Below are 24,036 nucleotides of genomic sequence, written 5' to 3'. Positions count from 1 at the left end.
TCGTTACCGAAACGGGGCGCCGTCGAACGCCCGGCGAAAACTCGCGACTTGTCCTGGGATTCACGGCGGGACCTCGCCATCTCTCAAGAAACGTAAAGGTTTTCTGTAGGAATTGCTCTCCGATTGGTGACTGTCTCTGCCGAAGGGGTCCGGCCGTGATTTGACGATTTCAACCAATTGAAGATCGGCGTTATTCGAGTTCCCGTCAAGCGAGAGCGGATGCCCGGCTTTTGCATGGGCTGATGCCGACATCCGGAGCCTGCACGGCAGGGATTCTCTCCGCGTTTGTGCGGGTTCAACGCGCACCGTGCCAGTCTGTGCTGACGCAGCATGATCCGGGCGGGCGGTCGGATCATGCGGGAAGCAGGGATGGGGATGTCAGTTTGAGCCCCTAAGCCGAACCCAGTGAAGCCGGCCTTTCGCGCCGCCGCCTCGAACTGGTGCGGATCGTGCCCGGCCATGCGGATGTCGTAGGCCCGGGCCGCAAGGTGCATGGAGCCTGCCGCGCCGCCGATGCGCTTGTTATAGCCCGGGCTGCGAAAGGCCGAGTTCACCACCAGCGGGGCGCCCAGTCGGTCGCGCAGGCGCTGAAGCTTGTCCACGGTCGGGGGGTGGATCAGAATCGAGCCGTCCTTGCAGGCCGGTTCCTCGGGCCGGAAATTCGGCCAGCACCAGCCGGCGCGCGGGAACTCGGCCAGCGGCACGGCCGAGGTTGGGAAAGCCGATGCGCTTATTTCCGCCCGCCGCGCTTGAAGCGGTGCTGCTGGCCGCGCCCTTCATCCTGTGCTTCGCAAACGGCTTGCAATGCGTTGTAAAACAAGGGTTTTGTATCTTTAACTCAAGCGTTCCGCCTTGGTATCGGACCGGCATGGGCGCGGCGCTGGCATGGGCCATCAAGCGGCCGAAGTGGTGCGGCTGGTCATGCCCAAAAAACGCGAATGTATTAACATAGTCGCACCGCAGCTAGGTCATGTTGACAAATGGCGGATCGATGTGATGTCGATGAAGCCCAAGAAGCTCTCCGCGGTCTTATCGTAGCGTGTTGCGACACGTCTGGCATTCTTGAGCTTGTTGAAGCAGCGCTCGAGCAAGTTTCGCAGGCGATAGAGCGAGCGATCCACGGCGATGCGTGTCTTGCGGGACTTGCGCGTCGGGATCACCGGCAGCACATTGCGCGCCTCCATCTTCGTCCTAATGCTGTCGGCGTCGTAGCCGCGATCCGCCAATAGCACGCTTGGACGAGGCAGATTGTCGGCCATGAGCAGATCGAAACCGAGGTGGTCGGAGGTCTGGCCTGGCGTGATTTCCGCTCTCATCGGAAGTCCGTGCGCGTTGACGAGGAGGTGGACCTTGGTCGTGAAGCCACCTCGAGAACGGCCGAAACCCTGTCGCGGAGTCCCCCTTTAGCACCCGCTGCCTGATGATGAGCGCGGATCACAGTGCTGTCGATCATCTGCAAGGCATCCGGCACGGCCGCGCTTTGGTTCAGGGCGTCCATGAGTTCCCCCCAAAGCCCCACCAACGTCCAGCGCTGGAATTGCCGGTAAACGCTCGACCACTTGCCGAACTCCTCAGGCAGGTTGCGCCATGGAGCTCCAGTTCGTGCTATCCAGAAAATCCCATCAAGAACGAGGCGGTGGTCAGCCGGTTTCCGTCCATTCGGGGCGCGGGCAGCGAGAATGAAGCGCTCAAAAAACGCCCATTCCTCGTTCGACATCAGGCCTCGGGCCAAGCTGGTCTCCATCACAGATGGCAGCTTGAATCACACCTTCAGCCCGGTGTGAACCTCTTTTGTCAACATGACCTAGGGCGAGCATTTTCCCGATAACCAGAGTTATGTAACATACTCATCCCAGACCAAAGGCGCTTTGCCTTCAAGCCGTGGATGGTGCTAAACCGGCCCGGACCTACAAGGAAGGAGATCTCATGGCTGTCCGACCTCCCGTCTGCGATTTCGGCGCAAAGGCTCCGGATTTCGCCTTGCCCGATCCCGACGGCCGGATCGTCGCCTTTGCCGATATCGCCGGACCGCGCGGCACGCTGGTCATGTTCATCTGCAACCATTGCCCCTATGTCCAGGCCGTCATCGACCGCATCCAGCGCGATGCGGCCGAACTGCAAAGGCTCGGCATCGGTGTCGCGGCAATCTCGGCCAACGATGTCGCGGAATATCCGCAGGACGCGCCCGAGCACATGAAGACCGAGGCCCGGAAGCACGGCTTCACCTTTCCCTATCTCTACGACGAAAGCCAGGACGTCGCCCGCGCCTATGGCGCCGAATGCACGCCGGATTTCTTCGGCTACAATGCCGCGGGAGAGCTGCAATATCGCGGTCGGCTGGATGCCTCGGGTCGCAGCCCCGGCGCGCCGGATGCGCGGCGAGAACTCTTCGAGGCCATGGTGCAAATCGCCGAAACCGGGCATGGTCCGCAGGACCAGACCCCGTCGATCGGCTGCTCGATCAAATGGAAGGCTTGAATGAACATCTGCTTTGCCCCCTGTCCCGTGGTTTTCGATCTGGACGGCACGCTGATCGACAGCGCGCCCGATATCCACGCCTGCGTGAACGCCGTCCTGCGGTTGCATGAGGTCCCGCCGCTGACCCTCGACCAGGTGCGCGGCTTCATCGGCGGCGGCGTGGACCTGCTGTGGCGGCGGGTCGTCGCCGCGACGGCGCTGCCGGTCGAGGCGCATCGCGATCTCGTGGCCTCGTTCATGACCCGCTATCACGACGCGACCAGCTTGACCCGGCTTTATCCCCATGTCGCCGACGCCCTGGGCACGCTTGCCGACCGTGGCTATCCGCTGGGCCTGTGCACCAACAAGCCGCTGGGTCCGACCCGGGTGGTGCTGGATCATTTCGGCATCGCGCAGCTGTTCCGGGTGGTGATCGGCGGCGATTCTCTGCCGCAGAAGAAGCCCGATCCGGCACCGCTGCGCGCCGCCGTGGCCGGACTGGGCGCGCATCCCGACGCGCCGCGCGCCCTCTATGTCGGCGACAGCGAGTTCGACGAGGAATGCGCGCGCAATGCCGGGCTGCCCTTTCTGCTGTTCACCCGCGGCTATCGCAAGACACCGATCGAGCAGTTGCAGCACCAGGCCAGTTTCGATGACTTCGCCCGGCTGCCGCTGTTGGTCGAGGAGGCCGCGGCCGTCGGCTGAGGCCGGCCGGCCGATCCCGCCGGCACGGCGATGCTTGACAGCGCGGCGAAACGGCGGAATCCGTCGCCCAGGCCGTCCCCCGGCCCGAACGAAGCCCAAGGAGTCGCGATGGACCTGCGCCAACTGACCCCGGATCTGGCCGTCTCGGCCCAGATCCAGCCCGAAGACCTGCCGGCGCTGGCCGAGGCCGGCTTCCGCGTGCTGATCAACAACCGCCCCGACGACGAGGTCGGCCCCGGCGAGGATGACGAAACCATGCGTCAGGCGGCCGAGGCGGCCGGCATCCGCTATTTCTTCAACCCCTTCACGCCCGGCCGCATCACTCCGGACCTGATCTCGGCCCAGGCCGAGGCGTTGTCCGCGCCGGGTCCGAAACTGGCCTATTGCCGCTCGGGCAACCGCTCGACGGTGCTTTGGGCGTTGGCGCAGGCCGGCCAGGAGCCGGTGGCGGACCTGATCGAGACCGCGGCGCGGGCCGGATACGACCTGTCGGGCATGCGGCCGCTGATCGAATCGCTGGCGGCGCCGGAGCGCTGAACGGCGGCGCGGGCCGCAGGAATCCCCGGAACCTCCGGCGCCTTTCTGGGGTTTCCCCAGCAGGCCTCGGGCCGCGGACGCATCCTGCGGCGGGCAAACGGGAGGAATCTGTCTTGAACTCGATCATCTATCTTGTTGGCCTCGTCGTCGTGGTGCTGTTCATCCTGGGGATGCTGGGCCTGCGCTAGACGCGCTTGCGATTGACGCTGGCCTTTCGCGCCCCTCTGCGTTACCGGGGGCGCAAATTCTGATAAAGGCCCCCTATGGACATCCGCAATATCGCGATCATCGCCCACGTCGACCACGGCAAGACCACGCTGGTCGACCAGCTCTTGAGGCAGTCGGGCAGCTTCCGCGAGAACCAGGCCGTGGCCGAGCGGGTGATGGACAGCAACGACATCGAGCGCGAGCGCGGCATCACCATCCTGGCCAAGGCGACCTCGGTCGAGTGGAAGGGCACCCGCATCAATATCGTCGACACCCCCGGCCACGCCGATTTCGGCGGCGAGGTCGAGCGCATCCTGTCGATGGTGGACGGGGTCTGCCTGCTGGTCGATGCGGCCGAAGGTCCCATGCCGCAGACCAAGTTCGTGACCTCGAAGGCGCTGGCGCTTGGCTTGAAGCCCATCGTGGTGCTGAACAAGGTCGACAAGCCCGCGGCTGATCCCGACAATGCGCTGAACGAGGTCTTCGACCTGTTCGCGAACCTCGGCGCCAGCGACGAACAGCTTGATTTCCCGCATCTTTATGCCTCTGGCATCGGCGGCTGGGCCGACGAGACGCTGGACGGGCCGCGCAAGGACATGTCGGCGCTGTTCGACCTGGTGCTGCGCCATGTCGAGGCGCCGAAGCAGATCGCCCGCCAGGACGAGCCCTTCCAGATGCTGGCCACAACGCTGGGTGCCGACCCGTTCATCGGCCGCATCCTGACCGGTCGCGTCGAGGCCGGGCGCGCGAAACCCGGCGATACGATCAAGGCGCTGTCGCGCGACGGCGAGCGCATCGAGCAGTTCCGCATCTCGAAGGTGCTGGCCTTCCGCGGCCTGACCCAACAGCCCATCGACGAGGCGGTGGCGGGCGACATCGTCACCATCGCCGGCATGTCCAAGGCCACCGTTGCCGACACGCTCTGCGCTCCCGAGGTCGAAACCGCCCTGCCCGCGCAGCCCATCGACCCGCCGACCATCAGCGTCACCTTCGGCATCAATGACAGCCCGCTGGCCGGCCGCGACGGCAACAAGGTGCAATCGCGCGTGATTCGCGAACGCCTGATGAAAGAGGCCGAAACCAACGTCGCCATCAAGGTCGAGGATACGCCCGGCGGCGATGCTTTCGTGGTCTCGGGGCGCGGCGAATTGCAGATGGGCGTGCTGATCGAAAACATGCGCCGCGAAGGGTTCGAGCTTTCGATCTCGCGCCCGCGGGTGATCTTCCGCGACATCGACGGCGTCCGCCACGAGCCGATCGAGGAAGCGATCATCGATGTCGATGACGAATATACCGGCGCCGTGATTGACAAGCTGACCGGCAATCGCAAGGGCGATCTGGTCGAGATGAAGCCCGCCGGCCATGGCAAGACCCGCATCGTCGCGCATGTCCCCTCGCGCGGGCTGATCGGCTATCAGGGCGAGTTCATGACCGACACGCGCGGCAATGGCGTTCTGAACCGCATCTTCCACAGTTGGGCGCCCTATAAGGGCCCGATCCAGGGTCGCCGTCAGGGCGTGCTGATCTCGATGGAGGATGGCGTTTCGGTGGCCTATGCGCTCTGGAACCTCGAAGAGCGCGGCAAGATGTTCATCGGCGCCCAGGAACAGGTCTATCAGGGCATGGTGATCGGCGAGCATTCGCGCGACAACGACCTTGAGGTGAACCCGCTCAAGGGCAAGAAGCTGACCAACGTCCGCGCCTCGGGCACGGACGAGGCGGTGCGCCTGACGCCGCCGGTGCGCATGTCGCTGGAAGAGGCCATCGCCTATATCGACGATGACGAGCTGGTCGAGGTCACGCCGAAAAGCATCCGTCTGCGCAAGCGCTACCTGGACCCGCACGAGCGCAAGCGGCAATCGCGCGGCGAAGGCTGAGCGAATCCCTCATCTTGCAGGATTACAGGCTTCCGCAATGCCGGAAGTCTGTTAGGATTGTTCCGAATGCTGTCGGGAGCGCTGATGGAGAGCCGGGGGAACGTCTATCAAAGACTGATCTTCGCTGCCCAGGACTATCTGGGCAGGAACGGCCAATTGCCGGCCGACCTGGCTGAATTCGCGCAATTCGCCGGCATCGGCGAGGACGAGGTCGGCGATGTCTTCCAGTCGCCCGAAGACCTGCACGAAGGGATGATCTATCACGGCGTCACGCTGCTCAATGACGCGCTGCGCGCGGGCGCGGTTTCCTCGACCACCAGCGATCCGATCGCACAGCTGCGCGCCATCGCGCATGGCTATCTGGTCTGGGCGGACAGGAACCCGGCGCTGTTCCGGCTGCTGGTCGCCGCCCTGAACGGGCCGATCAAGCCGGACAGCACGCTGCATCGCTATACCAGTTCGATGCGCGATCTCTATCGCCGCAAGCTGGTCGAGGCGCAACGCCTCGGCATCCTGGCCGAGGAAACCGATATCGAGCTGGCGACGATGATGCTGCATTGCCTGGTCAAGGGCGGCAACATGATCTTCATGACCCGTGCCACCGACCCCTGGTTCGCCCAGGACGATCGCTCGACCCCGGAACTGGCCGAACGGATCTTCGGCATGTTCATGGACAATCTGGTCCAGGCGAACGCCCCGGCCCGGCATCAGGCCAAGGCCCGGAAAAGCGGCTGACTGCCGCCCGGCTCAGATCTGGCGTTCGGGCAGCTTCACCACCAGCCCGTCCAGTTCCGGCGTCACCTTGATCTGGCAGGTCAGGCGCGAACGCTCGGGATCGGGCTGCCAGGCGAAATCCAGCATGTCCTCCTCCATCGGATCCTTGGCCGGCAGGCGGTCCACCCATTCCGGCGCCACATAGACATGGCAGGTCGAACAGGCGCAGGCGCCGCCGCAATCGGCGTCGATGCCGGGAACGCCATTGTCGCGCGCGCCCTCCATCACCGTCATGCCGGGCTTGACGTCGATCTCGTGGACGGTGCCGTTATGCTCGATATAGGTAATCTTCGCCATGGGGTGCCTTCCTTCTTTGCCCCGCAGATAGGCCATCCGGAACGGGCTGAAAAGCCCCGTTCCCGGCCGCCGGTCTTTTCCGTTGCCAAATCCCCCGGGGAGAAGGCGCGGCCCGCGCCGAGGGGGCGGCGCCCCTGCCCCTTTCCTTCCCATGCGGCGCGGCTTCAGGCCTTGCGCAGCGCGATCACCGCGTTCAGCCCGCCAAAGGCGAAGGCGTTGGACAGCACCGCCTCGACCCTGGCCTCGCGCGCCTCGTTCGGCACCACGTCCAGCGCGCATTCCGGGTCGGGCTCCTCATAGCCGATGGTCGGCGCGATGACGCCGTCGCGCAGCGCCATGATGCAGGCCAGAAGCTCGACCGCGCCGGTGCCGCCGATCAGATGGCCGTGCATGGACTTGGTCGAGGAGATCATCAGCCGGTCGGCGTGATGGCCGAAGGCATGCGCCACCGCCGCGCATTCCGTCTTGTCGTTCGCCGCCGTGCCGGTGCCGTGCGCGTTGATATAGCCGATCTCCTCGGGCCGCACATGGGCATCCTGCATGGCGCCGGTGATCGCCCGCTCGGCGCCGATGGCCGAGGGCATGACGATGTCCTGGGCGTCGGCGCACATGGAAAAGCCCACCACTTCGGCCAGGATGTCGGCGCCGCGCGCCACCGCATGTTCCCAATCCTCGAAGACGAAGACCCCCGCCCCCTCGCCCTGCACCATGCCGTTGCGGGTGGCCGAGAACGGCCGGCAGGCGTCCTTGGACATCACGCGCAGCCCTTCCCAGGCCTTGACGCCGCCGAAGCAGAGCATCGCTTCGGAGCCGCCGGTCAGCATCACCGTCGCCGCGCCGGACCGCACCATGTTGAAGGCCATGCCCATGGCGTGATTGGAACTGGCGCAGGCGGTCGCCACGGTGAAGCTGGGCCCCAGAAGCCCGTATTCCATGCTGAGATGCGAACAGGCGGCGTTGTTCATCAGCCGGGGCACCACGAAGGGATGGACGCGGTTCTTCCCCTCCTCGTAGACGGTGCGGTAATTCTCGTCCCAGGTGTTCATGCCACCGGCGGCGGTGCCCAGCACCACGCCCGAGCGCAGCCCCAGCTCGCCCTCGAAGATCAGCCCGGATTGCTCGACCGCCTCGCGCGCGGCCAGCAACGTGAACTGGGTGAACTTGTCATAGAGGACGATCTGCTGGCGGTTGAAATAGGTCTCCGGCTCCCAGTCGCGGACCTGGCCGCCGATCCGGATGGCCAGCCGGTCCACGTCGCGGAAATCCAGCGGGCCGATGCCGCAGCGGCCCTCGCGCATCGCCGCGAAGGTCGAGGGCACGTCGCGCCCCAGCGCGTTGACGGTGCCCATGCCGGTGATGGCGACGCGGCGCATGCCATTGGCGTGCCGTCCCATGATCACCCGACCCAGCACGGTGCGGGCGATCTTGGTCGCGGACTTCATCTTGCCCTTGACCTTGCCGGGCTTGCGTTCCGATTTGGGCGGCTTCTCGCCCTTGACCTTCTTGGCGTTCATGCCTTTTCAGCGACCAGTTTCTCGACCGCCGCGATGATGCTGCCGAGGCTCGAGATGTCGAACTCCGATTTCTCGGGCTCGTTGGCGTTGAAGGGCACCGAGATGTCGAATTCCTCCTCGAGCGCGAAGATCGACTCGACCAGGCCCAGGCTGTCGATGCCGATCTCCTGCGGCGACATGTCGAGCTTCAGCTCCGAGGGATCCAGCATCGCCTGTTCGGCGATGATCTGGACGATGCGGTCGCGGACTTCTGTCATCTCGGCCTCCGTTGTGCCCGTTGCGGGGCGATCTTGTCCCCGGGGAATGCTATTCCCGGGCGTCCTTGTCGAGCAGTTTCTTAACAGTTTCGCGAAGTTCGGCCACCTGTGCATAAAGCCGCGGCAGGCGGCGGATGTTCTTCTGCGCCTCGACATGGGTTTCCATCTTCACCGCCGGACTGCCCAGCAGCACCCGGCCGGCCGGAGCATTGGTGAAGATCTTGGTGGCGCCGCCGGCGATCACGTCGTCGCCGACGAAGATATTGTCCGAGACGCCGACCTGCCCGCCCAGCACCACCCGGTTGCCGATGCGGGCCGAGCCGGCGATGCCGACCAGGCCGCAAAGCAGGCAATCCTCGCCCACCACGCAATTGTGGCCGATCTGCACGAGGTTGTCGATCTTGGTGCCGCGGCCGATGCGCGTGGCCCGGATGGTGCCGCGGTCGATGGTGGCATTGGCCCCGACCTCGACATCGTCGCCGATCTCGACCCCGCCCAGGGAATGGATGCGCGTCCAGTGCTGCGCCCGGATCTCGGCCCGTCCGCCCAGGGTCTCGCGGATCTCCTCGACCCCGGATTTCTCGGGCGTGACGAAGGAGAAGCCGTCGCCGCCGATCGAGACGCCGGGATTGAGGATCACCCGGTCGCCGAGGGTCACGTCATGGGCGATGCGCACGCCGGGATGGATCAGCGCATCGCGCCCGATCACGGTGCCGGCGCCGATCGAGACATGCGCGGCGATGCGTGCCCCCGCGCCGATGCGCACCCCCGCCCCGATCACCACGAAGGGGCCGATGGCCGCATCCGGCGCGATCTCGGCGCCGGGGTCGATCACGGCGCTGGGGTGGATGCCCGGCGCGATGCCCGGGCCGGGATCGAAGGCGCGGGTCAGCCCGGCCATGGCCAGCCGCGGCCGCGCGACCAGGATGGCGGCCCGAAGCCCCAGCGCCTCGGGGTCGCTGCCATCGGCCAGCAGCGCCATGCCGCCGGGCGCCAGTTTCTCGGCATAGGCGGACGAGGTCGCCAGCGCGATCTGTCCCGGCCCAGCCTGCCCGGCCTCGGCGGCGCCGGTGACGATCAGGCTGCCGTCGCCCCAAAGACGGGCATCCAGCGCGCGGGCCAGTTCGGCGATGGTCAATGTCATGCGACTTCCCCCTGGTCGTTCGAGCCCTGTGGTTCGGGGTTCATCTATTCATCCGCGGCGGCGGAATCCAGTCCGGCCTTGACCAGGGCCGCTTGGATCAGCGCATCGCGGCCATAGATGTCGGGGAAACGGTGGATCTTCCCGGTCTCGTCCGGGAAGGCGGTGAAATAGACCAGATGCACCGGCACCGGCGGCCGCAGGTTCAGATAGGTCTCGCGCCCCGATTTCAGCGCCTTGGCGAAGACCGCATCGGGGTTTGCGACCTGCGGGCGCAGCAGTTCATGCGCCAGGTCTATGGGCCGGCCGATGCGGATGCAGCCATGCGAATAGGCCCGCGAGGACTGGTTGAACAGATGTTTGGTCGGGGTGTCGTGCAGGTAGATGTTCCAGGGGTTGGGGAACATGAACTTCACCACCCCCAGCGCATTGTCGTCGCTGGGTTTCTGCCGCATCCGATAGGGAAAGCTCGCGGCGCTGTATCGGCGAAAGTCGATGCGGTCGCGCGGGATGACATTGCCCGCCCCGTCCACCACGTCGAGATGCGCGACCGCGTAGCGGTTCGCCTGCAGCCGCGGCAGGTATTCCTTGACGGTGATCGAGCGCGGCACGTTCCAGCGCGGATTGACCACCAGATATTTCATCGTCTCGCTGAATTCCGGTGTCTCGAATTCGCGGTTCGCCTTGCCGATGACCGCGCGGGTTTCGAAGATCTCGCGGCCGCCTTCGAAGATGCGGGCATTGTATTCGGGCAGGTTCACCCACACATGGCGGGCGTTCAGGTCGTGGCCGGCCATCCAGCGCATCCGCTCCAGCGCCACCAGGATCGCCTCGGCCTCGGGGCCCGTGCCGCGATTCAGCCGGGCGACGGTCCGCGGCCCGGCCACGCCATCGGCCGGCAGGCCCGCCGCCTGCTGATAGGCCGCCACCGCCTGCGCCAGCGGCGCGTCGAAGCTGGCCGGGCTGCCCAGCGGCGGCGCGGCAAAGCCGATCGAGGACAGCCGCACCCGCAGCATCGCCACGGCAGAATCGCTCATCCCCTCGCGCCACAATCCCTCGGGCACCAGGGGCACCTCGGCCGGGGCGGCCAGTTGCGATTGCCGGCCAAGCGCGCTGCGCAGCGCCTCGTAACGGGGATCGCGCGGCGGCAATGCCGCCAGAACCGCGGCCGGATCGGCGGCGCGGGCGAATTCCCGCATGAGATCGCCGGTGCGCGGCCGCTGCACCTCGCGCTTGATGCCGCTTTCGACCTTGCGCGGATCCAGGATGCCGCCCGAGACGTCATGGCTCCAGCGGGCGAAGGCGCGGGCGAAACCCAGTTCCTCCTCGACCGAATCGACGCCTTCGCGGTCGAGCCTGCGCAAGGCGGCCTGACGATAGCGCGCCGGGGGCAGTCCGTGCGAAGCCGCCTGCCCTACCGCTTCGATCAGCGCCGCGCGCCGCGGCGCGCCCTCCGGCCCCAGGAAGATCGGCTGCAAGCCGTTGGTTCCATAGAAATCCGCCAGCCCGGGATCGCCGGCGACCCGCTGCGCCAGCGCCATCTCCTGTTCCGAAAAGGCCAGCCGGGGCGCCGGCAGCGCCGCCACCGGCACGGCGTCCAACGCCTGCGCCCCCGCCAGCCGGGGCGCGGCCCCCAGCAAAAGGGCGACAATCAGAAGGCGAATCGGTCCTGCGAAATGCACCTTTAACTATTCCTTTTCCGGTGGCGGAAATCTTCTCATTCGCCGGGTTGGGGGTCCAGCGCAGGCATTTTTTTCTTGCGTCACTGATGCGGCCCGAGCACGGCCGTTGAAAAACATTGGGCCGGGTTCCGATTCGGATCGTCTATCGGCGGATTTTTGCCGAGAAGGGCGGAACTTCGCCGCGTCCGGAACGAAACGCTTCCCTCTGCTCGCGCGGCAGTGACATATTCTTAACCAGTCCCGGCTAAACCGGGGCCGGGTCGCCCCAGAACGGGCGGCGACACAACGAAGCAGGACAGGCGATCTGACATGACGTTTGAAACCATCTCGCGTCGGGGCATCCTTGGTGCCTTTGCGGCGACGACCGTGGCAGCAGCGCCGGTTATGGCCAATGCCTTCGGACTGATGCGGGGCGCCGGCGACATCCGCCGCATTCGCATGTATTCGGGGCGCACGGGCGAAAGCATCGACACGGTCTATTGGGTCGATGGCAAGTATATCCGGGACGCCCTGAATGAAATCAACGTGTTCATGCGCGACTGGCGCACGGGCCAGGTGATCGGGATCGACCCGCGCACCGTCGATATCGCCGCAGCCTCGCACCGGCTGCTGCAAACCAACGAACCCTACATGATGCTGTCGGGCTATCGCTCGCCCAAGACCAACGCCATGCTGCGGTCGCGGTCCTCGGGCGTGGCGCGCAATTCGCTGCACATGGTGGGCAAGGCCGCCGATCTGCGCCTGAAATCGCGCTCGGTCGGGCAGATGTACAAGGCCGCTGCCGCCTGCCGGGCGGGGGGCGTCGGCAAATATTCGCGCTCGAATTTCGTCCATATGGACTGCGGCCCGGTCCGCCATTGGGGCGCCTGACTCGCGAAAGATCACAATCCGATGATCACGCAAAGACCCGCCCCTTGGGGCGGGTTTTCGTTTTGCGCCTAGCGCAGCCGCGGCGGCGCCTTGGGATCGCGCCGGGCCGGCTCGGGCGCCGAGGGCGGGGGCGGCGGTTCGAGAATCAGCGCCCCGCGCGGCAGATCGCGCGCCGCGAATCCGATGTCCACGCCGCCCGGCAATTCCGGCAGGAAGGCCAGCAACTCGGCTAGGGCCTTGGCGATCGCCGCTTCATGCGCCGGATCGACGCCGTCCAGAAGCAGCGCATGGTTGCGCCGCCCATCGCGCCATTGCGCGGCGACCAGCGCCATCCGCGGCACCAGCCCGGCCATATCCGCCAACCGCTGCGCCAGGGGTTCGGCCAGCAGCGCCACGGCGTCGGGCGCCGGTGCCGAAAGGCTCTGCGCCGCCTCATCCGGGGCCATGCTGGGCCGCGCCTCAAGGGCGCCGACCAGCCAGGCCAGCATCCCGGCATCCAGCATCAGTTGCGAGGCATGGCCGGGATTGACCAGCAGCCCCCGCCCTTCCGAGGCAAGGGCGGCGGCCAGCACCCGGCCCGGCAGCGCCACATAGGCGACCGGCCCGCCCAGGAAATCGGCCAGCCGGTCCTCGCCGTCGCAGGCCAGCGCCACCGGCCCGTCGGGCAGGTCGAAGATGCGCAGCTCGGCCCTGTCGTCCGGCGGTTCGGCAACCAGCGCGGCGAAAAGCTCGGTATCGGCGAGGCGGGACAGGATGCGCGCCCGCGCCGGCGCCTCGGCCTCGTGAAACGGGATCTGGCAAAGCTCATCCAGCGGGGTCATCGGCCTCTCTCAGCAATCCGGCAATGGCGGCGCGCAGCTCGGGCAGCAACTCGGCCTCGAACCAGGGATGGCGCCGCAGCCAGGCGGTATTGCGCCAGGACGGATGAGGCAAGGGAAAGATGCGCGGTGCATGGTCGCGCCAGCCGGCGACCGTGGCCGTGACGCCGCCCCTGGCCGCCTGCCCCAGATGCCAGCGTTGCGCATGGCCGCCGACCAGCAGGGTCAGGTCCGGCTGCAGCTCCTCCATGACCCGCGCCCGCCAGGTGGCGGCGCAGATCGGCGGCGGCGGCAGGTCCGAGCCCTTGGCGTCGTAGCCCGGGAAACAGAAGGCCATCGGCACGATGGCGATGCGCGTCCGGTCATAGAAGACCTCGTCCGTGACCCCCATCCAGTCGCGCAACCGGTCGCCGGACCGGTCGGCAAAGGGCCGGCCCGCCAGATGCACCCGCATGCCCGGCGCCTGCCCGACGACCAGGATGCGGGCGCCCGGCGCGAACCAGGCGACGGGACGCGGGCTGTGGCGGGTCGCAGTCTGCGCGAACCGCGGCGCACAGAGCCTGCAATCCGCGATTTTCCGCACAAGATCACCGGAGAAAGCCATGACCCGCAAATATGGATGAAATGCGCCGGAAAAAAGACCGGGCATTCACGATGTTTCAAGCATTGATCGGCCATGGTGGACAGCGGATGCCCCTGCGCATAATGTCCGGCCAGCCCCGCCGGGCTGATCCTGCACGGCGGCTTGTCAGTTTGTCAGCTGCGCGGGATGCGCGGATCGGGACGGTCAGATGATCGAATTCGACGATGTCTCCAAGTCGTTCTGGACCGGGACCCAGCGCAAGGTGATCCTCGATCGCGCCTCGTTCCGCATCGAGCTGGGACGGTCCATAGGCATCCTCGCGCCGAACGGCACTGGCAAGACCACGATCATCAACATGATGTGCGGGCTGGAAAAGCCAGACGAGGGCACGATCCGCACCGATTGCCGCGTGTCCTTCCCCCTCGGGTTCATGGGCGGCATCACCGCCACGCTCAGCGCCAACGAGAATGCCCGCTTCATCGCCCGCATCTACGGGCTCGACCCGGATTACGTCGAGGCCTTCTGCCGCTGGCTGACCGATATCGACGAATATTTCGACATGCCGGTCGGCACCTACAGCGCCGGGATGCGCTCGCGCTTCACCTTTTCGCTGATGCTGGCGCTGGAATTCGACGTCTACCTGATCGACGAGGGCATGCCGACCACCACGGATGCGGAATTCAACCGCAAGGCCGGCTCGGTGCTTTACGACCGGCTGAAATCGGCCACGGTGGTGGTGGTGTCGCACCAGGCCCAGACCATCGAGAAATTCTGCAATTGCGCGGCCGTATTGCGCGACGGCAAGCTTTATCAGTTTGAAACCCTCGAAGAGGCAAGGCAATATTATGACTACACCGCCTAAGGCGCGCGCCTATCGCATCAGCCGCGAGGAATCGGTTCTGGCGGTCCAGCGCGGGTCGAATGCGGTCGAGACGGCGCGCAAGGTGCAGATCTCGGTGCAAAAGCGCGACGAGGCGACAAGGCCCGCCGCCGGGCCCGAGCAGCTTTTCGAGGCGGCGGCCGGCGATGACGGGTTCGGCGACATGCGCTTTCCCGGCGCGGCGCCGCAAAAGCCGCCGACCGAGGGCCAGCCCTCGATGCAAGAGCGGATCGCGGCGGTGCGGGCCGAGAACCTGACCGACCGGCAGTTGCGCATGGCACGCCGTATTGCCGCCATGCACGAGATCCAGGTGGATTCCGACCACGAGGCGGTGGTGGTGCTGCGTGACCGCGGCATCGACCCGTTCCATCGCGCCGCCGTGGGCAAGATCCTGTCCGACGAGGGCGCGCGCGCCCAGGCGCAGGCCGAGCCGGCAGCCTCGGCCAACATGCCGGTGCCGACCCGCAAGAACACCCCGGCGCGCCGCGGCCGCGGCACCGAGATCATGCCGCTGCCGCCCGGCACGACCAAGCTGCCCTCGCGCGAGGCGCTGACCGAGGATCGCCGCGCCGCCGAGATCATCCGCATCCAGCAGGACATCGCCCGCCGGCGGCGCCGCAAGCTGCTGATGCTGCTGGGCCGGCTGGCGGCCTTTGTCATCCTGCCGACGCTGATCGCCGGCTGGTATTATTTCTTCGTCGCGACGCCGCTTTACGCCACGGTGTCGCAATTCCAGATCCAGCAGGCCGACAAGTCCAGTTCCGCCAGCCTGGGAGGGCTGTTCAGCGGCACGCAATTGGCGACCAATACCGACTCGGTCTCGGTGCAAAGCTACCTGACGTCGCGCGATGCCATGCTGCGGCTCGACAGGGATCTGGGTTTCCGACAGGCCTTCCAGGTCGCCGCCATCGACCCGATCCTGCGCCTGCTGCCCGAGGCGACCAACGAGGAGACCTACAAGCTTTACCAGAACTCGGTGAAGATCGGCTACGACCCGACCGAAGGCGTGATCAACATGGAGGTGATCGCCCCGGACCCGAAGCTGAGCCAGGAATTCTCGCTGGCGCTGATCAAATATGCCGAGGGCCAGGTGGACCAGATGACCGCCCGGCTGCGCGAGGATCAGATGAAGGGCGCCATCGAAAGTTATCAGGACGCCGAGGCGAAGGTCGAGGCGGCGCAGCGCCGCGTGCAGGAACTGCAACAGAAGCTCGGCGTGCTCGACCCGGCGGCCGAGGGCTCGGTGATCATGGGCCATATCGCCGAATTGGAGCGCCAGCTGGCCGAGAAGAAGCTGGAGCTGGGCCAGCTGCAATCGAACCTGCGGCCGAATCAAAGCCGGGTCGCCGGGGTGATGGGCGACATCAGCCGGCTCGAGGAGATGCTGGCGGACACCCGCAGCCAGTTGACCGAAGGCAACAATGCCCGCGGCTCGCTCGCCACCATCTCGGGCGAGATCCGCATCGCCGAATCCGACCTGCTCACCCGTCAGGAACTGCTGGCCGCCGCCGCCGCGCAGATGGAGAACGCCCGCATCGAGGCGAACAAGCAGGTCCGCTATCTCTCGCTGTCGGTGGCCCCGGTGCCGCCGGACGAACCGACCTATCCCAAGGCTTTCCAGAACACGATCGTCGCCTTTCTGATCTTCGCGGGCATCTACCTGATGCTCTCGCTGACGGCCTCGATCCTGCGCGAACAGGTGTCCTCATGAACCATGTCCAGACCGGCAATGTCACTTTCGGAAACGATCTGCCCCTGGTGCTGATCGCCGGGCCCTGCCAGCTCGAAACGCTCGATCATGCGCTGATGATCGCCGAGACCGTGGCCGAGGCCTGTGCCAAGGCAGGCGCCGGCTACGTGTTCAAGGCCAGCTACGACAAGGCCAACCGCACCTCGCTCAGGGGGCGCCGCGGCATCGGCATCGAGGAAGGGCTGCGAATGCTCGAAGAGGTGCGCAGCCGCATCGGCTGCCCGGTGCTGACCGATGTGCATGATATCGAGCAGGCGCGCATGGCCGGCGCGGTGGTGGATGTGATCCAGATCCCCGCCTTCCTGTCCCGTCAGACCGACCTGCTGCTGGCGGCGGGCGAAACCGGGGCGGTGGTCAACATCAAGAAGGGGCAGTTCCTGGCCCCCTGGGACATGCCGAATGTCGCCGACAAGGTCGGCTCGACCGGCAACCAGCGCATCCTGCTGACCGAGCGCGGCGTCAGCTTCGGCTACAACACCCTGGTTGCCGACATGCGCAGCCTGCCGATCATGGCCCGCACCGGCTGGCCGGTGATCATGGACGCGACCCATTCCGTGCAGCAGCCGGGCGGCCAGGGCGGTTCCTCGGGCGGGCAGCGCGAATTCGCCCCGCTCATGGCGCGGGCGGCCGTGTCGATCGGCGTGGCCGGGGTGTTCATCGAGACGCATGAGGATCCCGACAACGCGCCCTCGGACGGGCCGAACATGATTCATCTGGATCGGATGCCGGCTCTGGTCGGCTCGCTGATGCGCTTCGACGCGTTGGCCAAGTCGGACCCGGTGATGGGCTGATCAGCCGGCGGCGATGGCCTGGGCCGCGGCATGGGCCGAGGCCCAGGCCCATTGGAAATTGTAGCCGCCGAGCCAGCCGGTCACGTCCACGACTTCGCCGATGCAGTAGAGCCCGGGCACGGCCTTCGCCTGCATGCTGCGGGAATCGAGGCTGCGCGTATCGACGCCGCCGACCGTGACCTCGGCCGTGCGCCAGCCTTCCGAACCGACCGGGCGCAGATGCCAGCGGTTGACCCGGTTCGCAATGCTGTCCAGCGTCGCATTGCCCTGGTCGGCCAGCCGTGCCCCGGCAAGCTCAAGCTCGGCGCAGATCGCCTCGGCCAGGCGTGCCGGCAGCCAGCGCGACAGCGCCGTCGCGACCGCGACCCGGCCGCCCTGCCCCCGCAACTCCCGCAGCCCTGCCGCGATATCCGCATCCGGCGCCAGATCGACGCGGATCGTCTCGCCCGGCCGCCAGAAGCTGGAAATCTGCAGGATCGCCGGTCCCGAGAGGCCGCGATGCGTAAAGAGCAGCCCGTCGCGGAACAGCGCCCGGGTCCGACCGGCGCCATGGCCGACCTCGGCGGTGACGGACAGCCCGGCCAGCGGCCGGCACAGGTCCAGGTCCTGCTGCGCGAAGGTCAGCGGCACCAGCCCGGCCCGCGGCTCGACGATGTCCAGCCCGAAGCGCCGGGCGATATCATAGCCGATCCCGGTGGCGCCCATTTTCGGGATGGATTTTCCGCCGGTCGCCACCACCACCCGGCGCGCCTGCAACGGGCCGCGCGGCGTGGCGATGCGGAACCCTTCGGCCAGGGGCTCGACGCTCTCGACGGCGCTGTCCAGGCGCAGCTCGGCGCCCCGCATCCGGTGCAGCAGCAGGTCGATGATCTGCCGGGCGCTGCCGTCGCAGAACAATTGGCCGAGGGTCTTTTCGTGCCAGGCAATGCCCGCCCGGTCCACCATGGCGACGAAATCCGCCGCAGCGAACCCGGCCAGCGCCGAGGCGGCAAAGCGCGGATTCTGCGACAGGAATCGGTCCGGCGCCGTCGCCAGATTGGTGAAATTGCAGCGCCCGCCGCCCGAGATCCGGATCTTCTCGCCCGGCGCGCGGGCGTGATCCAGGACCACGATGCGCTGTCCGCCCCGGCCCTGCAGCCGCTCGAGAATCGTGCCCGCGCAGAAAAGCCCGGCCGCGCCGGCACCCAGAATGACTGTATCCGCCTGTTCCATGCGGGGCGCATAAATGCCTCGGCGGGAAGCCACAAGATTTTTCCTTTTTGCCCCTTGCACGCTCCTGCCGGCTTGGATAGATACGCCTCCACAGAGTTGGGGCGTGGCCAAGTGGTAAGGCAACGGTTTTTGGTACCGTGTACCGTAGGTTCGAATCCTACCGCCCCAGCCAATTCATTTCATCCCTGAAATCAATCTACTATCGCCGGTTTCCCGATTCTGCGTCAGCTATGGCGAAGCCGTGTCTCCGGGCATCGGCGCCGGGACTCTCGCCTTGCCCGATGCTGCGGCCCCTGCGGCAAGGTGGTGATCTTGCGGCCTGCGCGGGCTTCGCCTACATCATGGAGAACAGTGAAAGGAACCGCCATGGCTATGGAAGCCCAGGACATCGAAGCCCTGATCCGCGCTGCCTTCCCGCATGCCAAGATCACCATCACCGACCTTGCCGGGGACGGCAATCACTATGCTGCGGAGGTGATCGACGAAAGCTTCCGTGGCCAGAACCGCGTCCAGCAGCAGCGCGCCGTCTATGCCGCCTTGCAGGGCAAGATGGACGGCCCGCAAGGCGCGCTGCACGCGCTGGCGTTGACCACCAAGGCCCCCGAGTAAAAGCAGGCAAGCATGACCATGCTTCAGGAAGGAACCAGCAGAATGACCGAAGCGCGCCAGCAGATCCAGGAAACCATCGACGGCAATGATGTCGTCCTGTTCATGAAGGGCACCAAGGAAATGCCGCAATGCGGCTTCTCGAGCCGGGTGGCCGGAGTGCTGAACTACATGAACGTGCAATATCGCGACGTGAACGTGCTCGCCGACGAGACGATCCGGCAAGGCATCAAGGAGTTCTCGGACTGGCCGACCATTCCGCAGCTTTATATCAAGGGCGAGTTCGTGGGCGGCTGCGACATCGTCACCGAGATGACGCTGTCGGGCGAGCTGGATCAGTTGCTCGACAAGGCCGGGGTGGCTTATGACAAGGACGCCGCGAACAAGATCCGCGAAGCGAACGCCTGAGGCATTCCAGACCGCAGAGACGTGAAAGCCCGCCGACAAGGCGGGCTTTCACGTTGGTTAATAAGGGTCGTAGGGATCGTCGGGCCAGTCCCCGGCATCGTCCCATTCCGCATCATCCCCGCCGTCGCGGTGCCGCCAGGCCTGCACGCGCGAGGCCAGCGTCATGCCGACCGCAAAAGCCCCGATCAGCGGGGCGAGGCCGGCGGCCCGCGACTGCGACATCTCGCCCAACCGCCCGGACAGCCGCTGCATGGCATCGGGGGGCAGACCCAGCCTGCGGGCGGCGTTTTCACCGGCGCTGCGGGCCGCGCCCTGGACCCGTGCCTCGGCCCGATCGGCGAAACGGTCGGCCTTGTAGGAGATGCTGTCGGCAACGGCGTGGACGCGCTGCTCGGCCTGCTGCATCAGGTGGCTGGCTTTTTGCGAAGCCTTCTCCAGTGCGGCATCGGCCGCGCCGGTGGCCTTCTCGACCGCGATATCGGCGGCGATGGTCAGCTTCTGTTCGATCTCGGCCTTCAACTCATCCGTGCGGGGCAGCCGGTGGCGCTCGTGGCGCGCCATCAGCATCATCACCAGCCCGGCCAGCAGGAAGGTGATGCCGATCGCCAGCGAGGCCCCCAGCGGGCCCCAATGCAGATGATAGGCCAGCCAGGTCCACAGCGCCGCAAGCAGGAAGCCGGCCGCGACAAGCAGCACCGCCCCTGCGCCGGCCATCAGCCCTGCGCGGCGCAGCCTGTCCGTCACGGCAAGCTGCAGGTTCCTGGTGTAATCGAACATCGGCGGGCTCAGCGGCGCGCGATGATCAGGCCAAGCAGGAAGCCGAGGCCGGCGGCGATGCCGAGCGCCTGGGCCGGGTTGCGGCGCACCGCGCCCGACACCTCGTCGTAATAATCCTCGGCATGGGAGGCGACCTCGCCGGCGCGGCGCTCGCCCTCGCGATAGATGCGCCGGGCCTCGCGGCGGGCACGCTCGGCATAGTCATGACCGCGCTCGCGGGCACCCTCGAGATATTCCTCGCCCCGCTTGCGGGCCGAATCGACGAATTCGGCGCCCTTTTCCCGGGCCGATTCGTAAAGGTCGGTGCCACGATCCCGCGCGGTCTCGAAAGCCTCGCTCGCCTCGTCGGCGGCGCGGCGGGCGTGGCGGCCGATCTCGTCGGCCGCCTTGCGCGCTTCGGCTTTCAGCTCTTCGGGGGTCGCTTCTTTGTTCGCCATGGTTGTCTCCTTTCAAAGACAGTCTCCCAGTTCGGCAAGCCAACGGTCGAGCCCCGCGGATTGTTCCAGCCCTGCGACGCTTTGTCCCCGCGGACGCGCCCGGGCCGGCGGGTCAGAACACCGCGTCGAAGGCCGGGATCAGCCGCGCCAGCGTGCCGTCGACATCCTTGAGCTTGTCGAGCCCGAAAAGCCCGATGCGGAAGCTGCGGAACCCCTCGCCCTCGCCGATCTGCAGGGGCACGCCGGCCGCGATCTGGTAGCCCTCGGCCAGGAATTTCCGGCCGGTCGAGACCTCGGGATCGTCGGTATGGCAGACCACCACCCCCGGCGCCGCGAAACCCTCGGCCGCGACCGAGCGCAGCCCGCGCCGCGCCAGTTCGGCCCGCACGGCACCGCCCAGCCGCCATTGTGCCTCGCGCGCGGCCTCGAAGCCCATTTCGCGGGTCTCGGCCATGGCGTCGCGCAGGCCGATCAGCGCGTCGGTCGGCACGGTGGCGTGATAGGCGTGGCCGCCGTCCTCATAGGCTTTCATGATCGCGCGCCATTTCTTCAGATCCAGCGCGAAACTGTCGCTGGAGGTCGTCTCGAGCCGCTGCAGCGCGCGGGGCGAGAACATCACCATCCCGGCCGAGGGAGAGGCCGACCAGCCCTTTTGCGGCGCCGAGATCAGCACGTCGACGCCGGTTTCGCGCATGTCGACCCAGATCGCGCCCGAGGCGATGCAGTCGAGCACCATCAGCGCGCCGACCTCATGCGCGGCGGTCGCCAGCGCCCGGATATAGTCGTCGGGCAGGATCATCCCCGAGGCGGTCTCGACATGCGGGGCGAAGACGGCATCGGGCCGGCCGTCGCGGATCTTCGCCACCACCTCCTCGATCGGGGCCGGGGCGAAGGGCGCGCGCACCTCGTTCCCCGCCGGTCGCGCCGACATCACCGTCGTCTCGCGCGCAAAGCCACCGGTCTCGAAGATCTGGCTCCAGCGATAGCTGAAAAAGCCGTTCCTGACGATCAGCGCATGGGCGTCGCGGCCGAATTGGCGGGCCACCGCCTCCATCGCACAGGTGCCGCCGCCGGGCACCAGGGCCACGGCCTCGGCGCCATAGACCTCGCGCAGCGTGGCCGAGATGTCGCGCATCGCGCCCTGGAATTTCTGCGACATGTGGTTGAGCGAGCGGTCGGTGAAGACGACCGAGAATTCCTGCAACCCCTCGGGGTCCACATCTGGGCGAAGTCCGGGCATGGTCAATCCTTTGTCCTGCTGATCCTGCGGGCAAGCCTAGCGCGGCCCGCCGGCATGGGCCAGCCCCGCGGAAAGTCGCAGCCCCTTGCCGGCAAGCGCCCCGGCGACTAGCTTGAGGGCGAACAACCGACAGGCCAATCCATGCGTATCGGCATTCTCAAATGCGGCCAATCGCCCGAGCTTCTGCGCGGCGAACTGGGTGACTATGACACCATGTTCGAGCGGCTCCTGGCCGGACGGGGCTTCGACTTCACCAGCTACCATGTCGAGAACATGGAATTTCCCGGAAGCGTCCACGAGGCCGACGGCTGGCTGCTGACCGGCTCGCGCCATGGCGCCTATGAAGCGCACGCCTTCATCCCGCCGCTCGAGGATTTCATCCGCAAGGCCTATGCCGCGCATGTGCCGATGGTCGGTATCTGCTTCGGTCACCAGATCATCGCCCAGGCCCTGGGCGGCAAGGTCGCGAAGCATCCCGGCGGCTGGGCGGTCGGCCCGCAGGATTACGATTTCAGCGGCGAGCCGGTGACGCTGAACGCCTGGCATCAGGACCAGGTGGCCGAGCGCCCGGCCGATGCCGAGGTGGTGGCCAGCAACGCCTTCTGCGAGAACGCGGCGCTGGTCTATGACACCCGCGCCTTCACCGTGCAGGCGCATCCGGAATTCGAGGATGCCTTCATCCAGGGGCTGATCGACCATCGCGCCAGAGGCGTGGTGCCCGAGGATCTGCAGCAGCAGGCGCAGGCACGGTTGGGCGGACCGCTGCAGTCGGGCAGCATCGCCGACCGGATCGAGGCCTTCTTCAAGGCTCCGCGCGTCTTTGCGGCGCAGATGAAACAGGGTGCCGCATGAAATCGCACTGGATCGAAGAGACCCCGCAGGCCGCCCAGGATTACGTCGCCGGGCGGCGGCTGGACGAGGTGGAATGCATCGTCGCCGACATCGCCGGGGTGGCGCGCGGCAAGGCCATGCCGGCGTCGAAATTCGCGCATCAGGAACGCTTCTACCTGCCGAACTCGATTTTCCTGCAGACGATCACCGGCGACTGGGCCGACAATCCCTCGGGCGCCTTCACCGAGCCGGACATGATCCTGACGCCGGATTTTTCGACCGCGACGGCGGCGCCCTGGACGGCGGACGTGACGCTGCTGGTGATCCATGACGTCTCGGACCAGTCCGGCAAACCGGTGCCGATCGCGCCGCGCAACGTGTTGAAGCGGGTGGTCGATCTTTACCGGCAGAAGGGCTGGCGCCCGATCGTCGCGCCCGAGATGGAGTTCTTCCTGGTCGCGCGCAACATCGACCCCAACCAGCCGATCATGCCGCCCATGGGCCGCACCGGCCGCCGCGCCGCCGCCAAACAGGCCTATTCCATGTCGGCGGTGGACGAATACGGCAAGGTGATCGACGACATCTACGATTTCGCCGAGGCGCAGGGCTTCGAGATCGACGGCATCCTGCAGGAAGGCGGCGCCGGCCAGGTCGAGATCAACCTGAACCATGGCGACCCGGTGCATCTGGCCGACCAGATCTTCTATTTCAAGCGGTTGATCCGCGAGGCGGCGCTGCGCCACGACTGTTTCGCCACCTTCATGGCCAAGCCCATCGAGGGCGAGCCCGGCAGCGCCATGCATATCCACCATTCCGTGGTCGGGATCGAGGACGGGCGCAACATCTTTTCCGACGAACAGGGACGCGAGACGCCGGCCTTCCTGCATTTCATCGCCGGAATGCAGAAGCACCTGCCGGCGGCGGTGGCCTTGCTGGCGCCCTATGTCAACAGCTATCGCCGCTACGTCCCTGACTTCGCGGCGCCGATCAACCTGGAATGGGGGCGCGACAACCGCACCACCGGGCTGCGCGTGCCGATCTCGGGCCCCGAGGCGCGGCGGGTCGAGAACCGGCTGGCGGGCATGGATTGCAACCCCTATCTGGGCCTCGCCGCCAGCCTGGCCTGCGGCTATCTGGGGCTGATCGAGGCGGAGAATCCGCGTTCGGAATGCCTGGGCGATGCCTATATGTCCGAGGACGGGCTGCCCTATAACCTGGGCGATGCCCTGGATCTGATGGACGAGAGCGCGCCGATGCGCGAAGTTCTGGGCTCCGAGTTCATCGACGTCTACCAGGCGGTCAAGCGAAACGAATACAAGGAATTCCTGCAGGTGATCAGCCCGTGGGAGCGTGAGCACCTGCTGCTGAATGTGTGAAATCGGCAC

Annotated in this window: 27 protein-coding genes and 1 tRNA gene; 15 read left to right on the top strand and 13 right to left on the bottom strand. The window is 66.6% G+C overall.

What is annotated here, in order from left to right:
- Window positions 1–83: 83 nt before the first annotated feature.
- Window positions 84–704: a D-Ala-D-Ala carboxypeptidase family metallohydrolase gene (locus ACFOMP_RS03320; protein WP_379027867.1), complete on the bottom strand. Its 621-nt coding sequence runs from the start codon at window positions 702–704 to the stop codon at window positions 84–86.
- Window positions 705–724: 20 nt separating this feature from the next.
- Here ACFOMP_RS03320 and ACFOMP_RS03315 point away from each other — a divergent pair, with 20 nt between their 5' ends.
- A complete protein-coding gene (locus ACFOMP_RS03315; RefSeq protein WP_379027866.1) occupies window positions 725–952 on the top strand; it encodes a hypothetical protein in 228 nt (75 codons plus the stop codon).
- A gap of 16 nt (window positions 953–968) precedes the next feature.
- On the opposite strand, the gene ACFOMP_RS03310 is transcribed toward ACFOMP_RS03315, so the two are convergent.
- Window positions 969–1,744 (bottom strand): IS5 family transposase gene (locus ACFOMP_RS03310; RefSeq protein ID WP_379027865.1). Its coding sequence is split into 2 segments (ribosomal slippage): window positions 969–1,405 and window positions 1,405–1,744, totalling 777 coding nucleotides; the frame shifts between segments, so codons are not numbered across the junction.
- 182 nt (window positions 1,745–1,926) lie between these two features.
- Here ACFOMP_RS03310 and ACFOMP_RS03305 point away from each other — a divergent pair.
- The 5 genes from ACFOMP_RS03305 (at window position 1,927) to ACFOMP_RS03285 (ending at window position 6,518) form a co-directional block, all read left to right on the top strand.
- On the top strand, window positions 1,927–2,478 hold the full coding sequence (locus ACFOMP_RS03305; protein ID WP_379027864.1) for a thioredoxin family protein: 552 nt from the start codon (window positions 1,927–1,929) through the stop codon (window positions 2,476–2,478).
- Window positions 2,479–3,162, top strand: coding sequence for a phosphoglycolate phosphatase (gene gph / locus ACFOMP_RS03300; RefSeq protein ID WP_379027863.1), 684 nt, complete (start codon window positions 2,479–2,481; stop codon window positions 3,160–3,162).
- Between the two features lie 108 nt (window positions 3,163–3,270).
- Complete coding sequence (locus tag ACFOMP_RS03295; RefSeq protein WP_289895444.1) at window positions 3,271–3,699, top strand: TIGR01244 family sulfur transferase; 429 nt, start codon at window positions 3,271–3,273, stop codon at window positions 3,697–3,699.
- A gap of 263 nt (window positions 3,700–3,962) precedes the next feature.
- Window positions 3,963–5,783: a translational GTPase TypA gene (gene typA / locus ACFOMP_RS03290; RefSeq protein WP_289895443.1), complete on the top strand. Its 1,821-nt coding sequence runs from the start codon at window positions 3,963–3,965 to the stop codon at window positions 5,781–5,783.
- 66 nt (window positions 5,784–5,849) lie between these two features.
- Window positions 5,850–6,518 carry a TetR/AcrR family transcriptional regulator gene (locus ACFOMP_RS03285; protein ID WP_379027862.1) on the top strand — a complete coding sequence of 223 codons (669 nt, stop codon included), beginning with the start codon at window positions 5,850–5,852 and terminating at the stop codon, window positions 6,516–6,518.
- A 12-nt stretch (window positions 6,519–6,530) separates the two neighbouring features.
- Here ACFOMP_RS03285 and ACFOMP_RS03280 read toward each other — a convergent pair whose 3' ends face one another.
- The 5 genes from ACFOMP_RS03280 to ACFOMP_RS03260 form a co-directional block, all read right to left on the bottom strand.
- On the bottom strand, window positions 6,531–6,854 hold the full coding sequence (locus tag ACFOMP_RS03280) for a 2Fe-2S iron-sulfur cluster-binding protein (protein ID WP_289895441.1): 324 nt from the start codon (window positions 6,852–6,854) through the stop codon (window positions 6,531–6,533).
- 164 nt (window positions 6,855–7,018) lie between these two features.
- Window positions 7,019–8,227, bottom strand: coding sequence for a beta-ketoacyl-[acyl-carrier-protein] synthase family protein (locus ACFOMP_RS03275; protein WP_379028068.1), 1,209 nt, complete (start codon window positions 8,225–8,227; stop codon window positions 7,019–7,021).
- Between the two features lie 137 nt (window positions 8,228–8,364).
- Window positions 8,365–8,625 carry an acyl carrier protein gene (locus tag ACFOMP_RS03270; protein ID WP_019353206.1) on the bottom strand — a complete coding sequence of 87 codons (261 nt, stop codon included), beginning with the start codon at window positions 8,623–8,625 and terminating at the stop codon, window positions 8,365–8,367.
- A gap of 49 nt (window positions 8,626–8,674) precedes the next feature.
- Window positions 8,675–9,769: a UDP-3-O-(3-hydroxymyristoyl)glucosamine N-acyltransferase gene (locus ACFOMP_RS03265; RefSeq protein WP_379027861.1), complete on the bottom strand. Its 1,095-nt coding sequence runs from the start codon at window positions 9,767–9,769 to the stop codon at window positions 8,675–8,677.
- A gap of 44 nt (window positions 9,770–9,813) precedes the next feature.
- Window positions 9,814–11,448 (bottom strand): L,D-transpeptidase family protein, encoded by a 1,635-nt coding sequence (locus ACFOMP_RS03260; protein WP_379027860.1) that lies wholly within the window; start codon window positions 11,446–11,448, stop codon window positions 9,814–9,816.
- A 309-nt stretch (window positions 11,449–11,757) separates the two neighbouring features.
- On the opposite strand from ACFOMP_RS03260, the gene ACFOMP_RS03255 reads away from it, so the two are divergent.
- Window positions 11,758–12,318 (top strand): YcbK family protein, encoded by a 561-nt coding sequence (locus ACFOMP_RS03255; RefSeq protein WP_019353498.1) that lies wholly within the window; start codon window positions 11,758–11,760, stop codon window positions 12,316–12,318.
- 68 nt (window positions 12,319–12,386) lie between these two features.
- Here the strand turns inward: ACFOMP_RS03255 and ACFOMP_RS03250 are convergent, their stop codons facing one another.
- Window positions 12,387–13,139, bottom strand: coding sequence for an SseB family protein (locus ACFOMP_RS03250; protein ID WP_379027859.1), 753 nt, complete (start codon window positions 13,137–13,139; stop codon window positions 12,387–12,389).
- A complete protein-coding gene (locus ACFOMP_RS03245) occupies window positions 13,123–13,740 on the bottom strand; it encodes a uracil-DNA glycosylase family protein (protein ID WP_379027858.1) in 618 nt (205 codons plus the stop codon). The genes ACFOMP_RS03250 and ACFOMP_RS03245 overlap by 17 nt, the downstream gene beginning before the upstream one ends.
- Before the next feature lie 187 nt (window positions 13,741–13,927).
- Between ACFOMP_RS03245 and ACFOMP_RS03240 the strand changes: the two genes are divergently transcribed.
- The 3 genes from ACFOMP_RS03240 to kdsA are packed head-to-tail and all read left to right on the top strand — an operon-like array spanning window position 13,928 to window position 17,140.
- Window positions 13,928–14,581 carry an ABC transporter ATP-binding protein gene (locus ACFOMP_RS03240; protein ID WP_019351755.1) on the top strand — a complete coding sequence of 218 codons (654 nt, stop codon included), beginning with the start codon at window positions 13,928–13,930 and terminating at the stop codon, window positions 14,579–14,581.
- Entirely contained in the window at window positions 14,565–16,310 is a 1,746-nt protein-coding gene (locus tag ACFOMP_RS03235) for a capsule biosynthesis protein (protein ID WP_379027857.1), read from the top strand. Before ACFOMP_RS03240 ends, ACFOMP_RS03235 begins: the two co-directional genes overlap by 17 nt.
- Window positions 16,307–17,140, top strand: a complete 834-nt coding sequence (kdsA, locus tag ACFOMP_RS03230; RefSeq protein WP_289895435.1) for a 3-deoxy-8-phosphooctulonate synthase — start codon at window positions 16,307–16,309, stop codon at window positions 17,138–17,140. Before ACFOMP_RS03235 ends, kdsA begins: the two co-directional genes overlap by 4 nt.
- On the opposite strand, the gene ACFOMP_RS03225 is transcribed toward kdsA, so the two are convergent.
- Window positions 17,141–18,352 carry a BaiN/RdsA family NAD(P)/FAD-dependent oxidoreductase gene (locus ACFOMP_RS03225; RefSeq protein WP_289895434.1) on the bottom strand — a complete coding sequence of 404 codons (1,212 nt, stop codon included), beginning with the start codon at window positions 18,350–18,352 and terminating at the stop codon, window positions 17,141–17,143.
- A 97-nt stretch (window positions 18,353–18,449) separates the two neighbouring features.
- Here ACFOMP_RS03225 and ACFOMP_RS03220 point away from each other — a divergent pair.
- From ACFOMP_RS03220 to grxD, 3 genes are all read left to right on the top strand, one after another.
- A tRNA-Gln gene (locus tag ACFOMP_RS03220) sits at window positions 18,450–18,524 on the top strand.
- 194 nt (window positions 18,525–18,718) lie between these two features.
- Entirely contained in the window at window positions 18,719–18,961 is a 243-nt protein-coding gene (locus ACFOMP_RS03215) for a BolA/IbaG family iron-sulfur metabolism protein (RefSeq protein WP_019351556.1), read from the top strand.
- A 42-nt stretch (window positions 18,962–19,003) separates the two neighbouring features.
- Window positions 19,004–19,366, top strand: a complete 363-nt coding sequence (gene grxD, locus ACFOMP_RS03210; protein ID WP_019351557.1) for a Grx4 family monothiol glutaredoxin — start codon at window positions 19,004–19,006, stop codon at window positions 19,364–19,366.
- 57 nt (window positions 19,367–19,423) lie between these two features.
- On the opposite strand, the gene ACFOMP_RS03205 is transcribed toward grxD, so the two are convergent.
- The 3 genes from ACFOMP_RS03205 to ACFOMP_RS03195 form a co-directional block, all read right to left on the bottom strand.
- Window positions 19,424–20,143, bottom strand: coding sequence for a phage holin family protein (locus ACFOMP_RS03205; protein WP_379027856.1), 720 nt, complete (start codon window positions 20,141–20,143; stop codon window positions 19,424–19,426).
- 8 nt (window positions 20,144–20,151) lie between these two features.
- Window positions 20,152–20,580, bottom strand: a complete 429-nt coding sequence (locus ACFOMP_RS03200; protein ID WP_289895432.1) for a DUF883 family protein — start codon at window positions 20,578–20,580, stop codon at window positions 20,152–20,154.
- Window positions 20,581–20,692: 112 nt separating this feature from the next.
- Entirely contained in the window at window positions 20,693–21,820 is a 1,128-nt protein-coding gene (locus ACFOMP_RS03195) for an aminotransferase class V-fold PLP-dependent enzyme (protein ID WP_379027855.1), read from the bottom strand.
- Between the two features lie 141 nt (window positions 21,821–21,961).
- On the opposite strand from ACFOMP_RS03195, the gene ACFOMP_RS03190 reads away from it, so the two are divergent.
- Window positions 21,962–22,672 (top strand): type 1 glutamine amidotransferase, encoded by a 711-nt coding sequence (locus tag ACFOMP_RS03190; protein WP_379027854.1) that lies wholly within the window; start codon window positions 21,962–21,964, stop codon window positions 22,670–22,672.
- Window positions 22,669–24,027: a glutamine synthetase family protein gene (locus ACFOMP_RS03185; protein WP_289895429.1), complete on the top strand. Its 1,359-nt coding sequence runs from the start codon at window positions 22,669–22,671 to the stop codon at window positions 24,025–24,027. The genes ACFOMP_RS03190 and ACFOMP_RS03185 overlap by 4 nt, the downstream gene beginning before the upstream one ends.
- Window positions 24,028–24,036: the final 9 nt, after the last annotated feature.

Origin of the sequence: Paracoccus simplex (genome assembly GCF_042648325.1) — a bacterium.
In the GTDB taxonomy this organism is placed as follows: Bacteria; Pseudomonadota; Alphaproteobacteria; order Rhodobacterales; family Rhodobacteraceae; genus Paracoccus; species Paracoccus simplex.
This window is presented reverse-complemented; position numbering and strand designations above follow the sequence as displayed.

Coding starts and splice junctions, on each gene's coding strand:
- ACFOMP_RS03315 (WP_379027866.1), top strand. CDS start 725: ATGCGCTTATTTCCGCCCGCCGCGCTTGAAGCGGTGCTGCTGGCCGCG.
- ACFOMP_RS03305 (WP_379027864.1), top strand. CDS start 1,927: ATGGCTGTCCGACCTCCCGTCTGCGATTTCGGCGCAAAGGCTCCGGAT.
- gph (WP_379027863.1), top strand. CDS start 2,479: ATGAACATCTGCTTTGCCCCCTGTCCCGTGGTTTTCGATCTGGACGGC.
- ACFOMP_RS03295 (WP_289895444.1), top strand. CDS start 3,271: ATGGACCTGCGCCAACTGACCCCGGATCTGGCCGTCTCGGCCCAGATC.
- typA (WP_289895443.1), top strand. CDS start 3,963: ATGGACATCCGCAATATCGCGATCATCGCCCACGTCGACCACGGCAAG.
- ACFOMP_RS03285 (WP_379027862.1), top strand. CDS start 5,850: ATGCTGTCGGGAGCGCTGATGGAGAGCCGGGGGAACGTCTATCAAAGA.
- ACFOMP_RS03280 (WP_289895441.1), bottom strand. CDS start 6,854: ATGGCGAAGATTACCTATATCGAGCATAACGGCACCGTCCACGAGATC.
- ACFOMP_RS03275 (WP_379028068.1), bottom strand. CDS start 8,227: ATGCGCCGCGTCGCCATCACCGGCATGGGCACCGTCAACGCGCTGGGG.
- ACFOMP_RS03270 (WP_019353206.1), bottom strand. CDS start 8,625: ATGACAGAAGTCCGCGACCGCATCGTCCAGATCATCGCCGAACAGGCG.
- ACFOMP_RS03265 (WP_379027861.1), bottom strand. CDS start 9,769: ATGACATTGACCATCGCCGAACTGGCCCGCGCGCTGGATGCCCGTCTT.
- ACFOMP_RS03255 (WP_019353498.1), top strand. CDS start 11,758: ATGACGTTTGAAACCATCTCGCGTCGGGGCATCCTTGGTGCCTTTGCG.
- ACFOMP_RS03250 (WP_379027859.1), bottom strand. CDS start 13,139: ATGACCCCGCTGGATGAGCTTTGCCAGATCCCGTTTCACGAGGCCGAG.
- ACFOMP_RS03245 (WP_379027858.1), bottom strand. CDS start 13,740: ATGGCTTTCTCCGGTGATCTTGTGCGGAAAATCGCGGATTGCAGGCTC.
- ACFOMP_RS03240 (WP_019351755.1), top strand. CDS start 13,928: ATGATCGAATTCGACGATGTCTCCAAGTCGTTCTGGACCGGGACCCAG.
- ACFOMP_RS03235 (WP_379027857.1), top strand. CDS start 14,565: ATGACTACACCGCCTAAGGCGCGCGCCTATCGCATCAGCCGCGAGGAA.
- kdsA (WP_289895435.1), top strand. CDS start 16,307: ATGAACCATGTCCAGACCGGCAATGTCACTTTCGGAAACGATCTGCCC.
- ACFOMP_RS03225 (WP_289895434.1), bottom strand. CDS start 18,352: ATGGAACAGGCGGATACAGTCATTCTGGGTGCCGGCGCGGCCGGGCTT.
- ACFOMP_RS03215 (WP_019351556.1), top strand. CDS start 18,719: ATGGCTATGGAAGCCCAGGACATCGAAGCCCTGATCCGCGCTGCCTTC.
- grxD (WP_019351557.1), top strand. CDS start 19,004: ATGACCGAAGCGCGCCAGCAGATCCAGGAAACCATCGACGGCAATGAT.
- ACFOMP_RS03205 (WP_379027856.1), bottom strand. CDS start 20,143: ATGTTCGATTACACCAGGAACCTGCAGCTTGCCGTGACGGACAGGCTG.
- ACFOMP_RS03200 (WP_289895432.1), bottom strand. CDS start 20,580: ATGGCGAACAAAGAAGCGACCCCCGAAGAGCTGAAAGCCGAAGCGCGC.
- ACFOMP_RS03195 (WP_379027855.1), bottom strand. CDS start 21,820: ATGCCCGGACTTCGCCCAGATGTGGACCCCGAGGGGTTGCAGGAATTC.
- ACFOMP_RS03190 (WP_379027854.1), top strand. CDS start 21,962: ATGCGTATCGGCATTCTCAAATGCGGCCAATCGCCCGAGCTTCTGCGC.
- ACFOMP_RS03185 (WP_289895429.1), top strand. CDS start 22,669: ATGAAATCGCACTGGATCGAAGAGACCCCGCAGGCCGCCCAGGATTAC.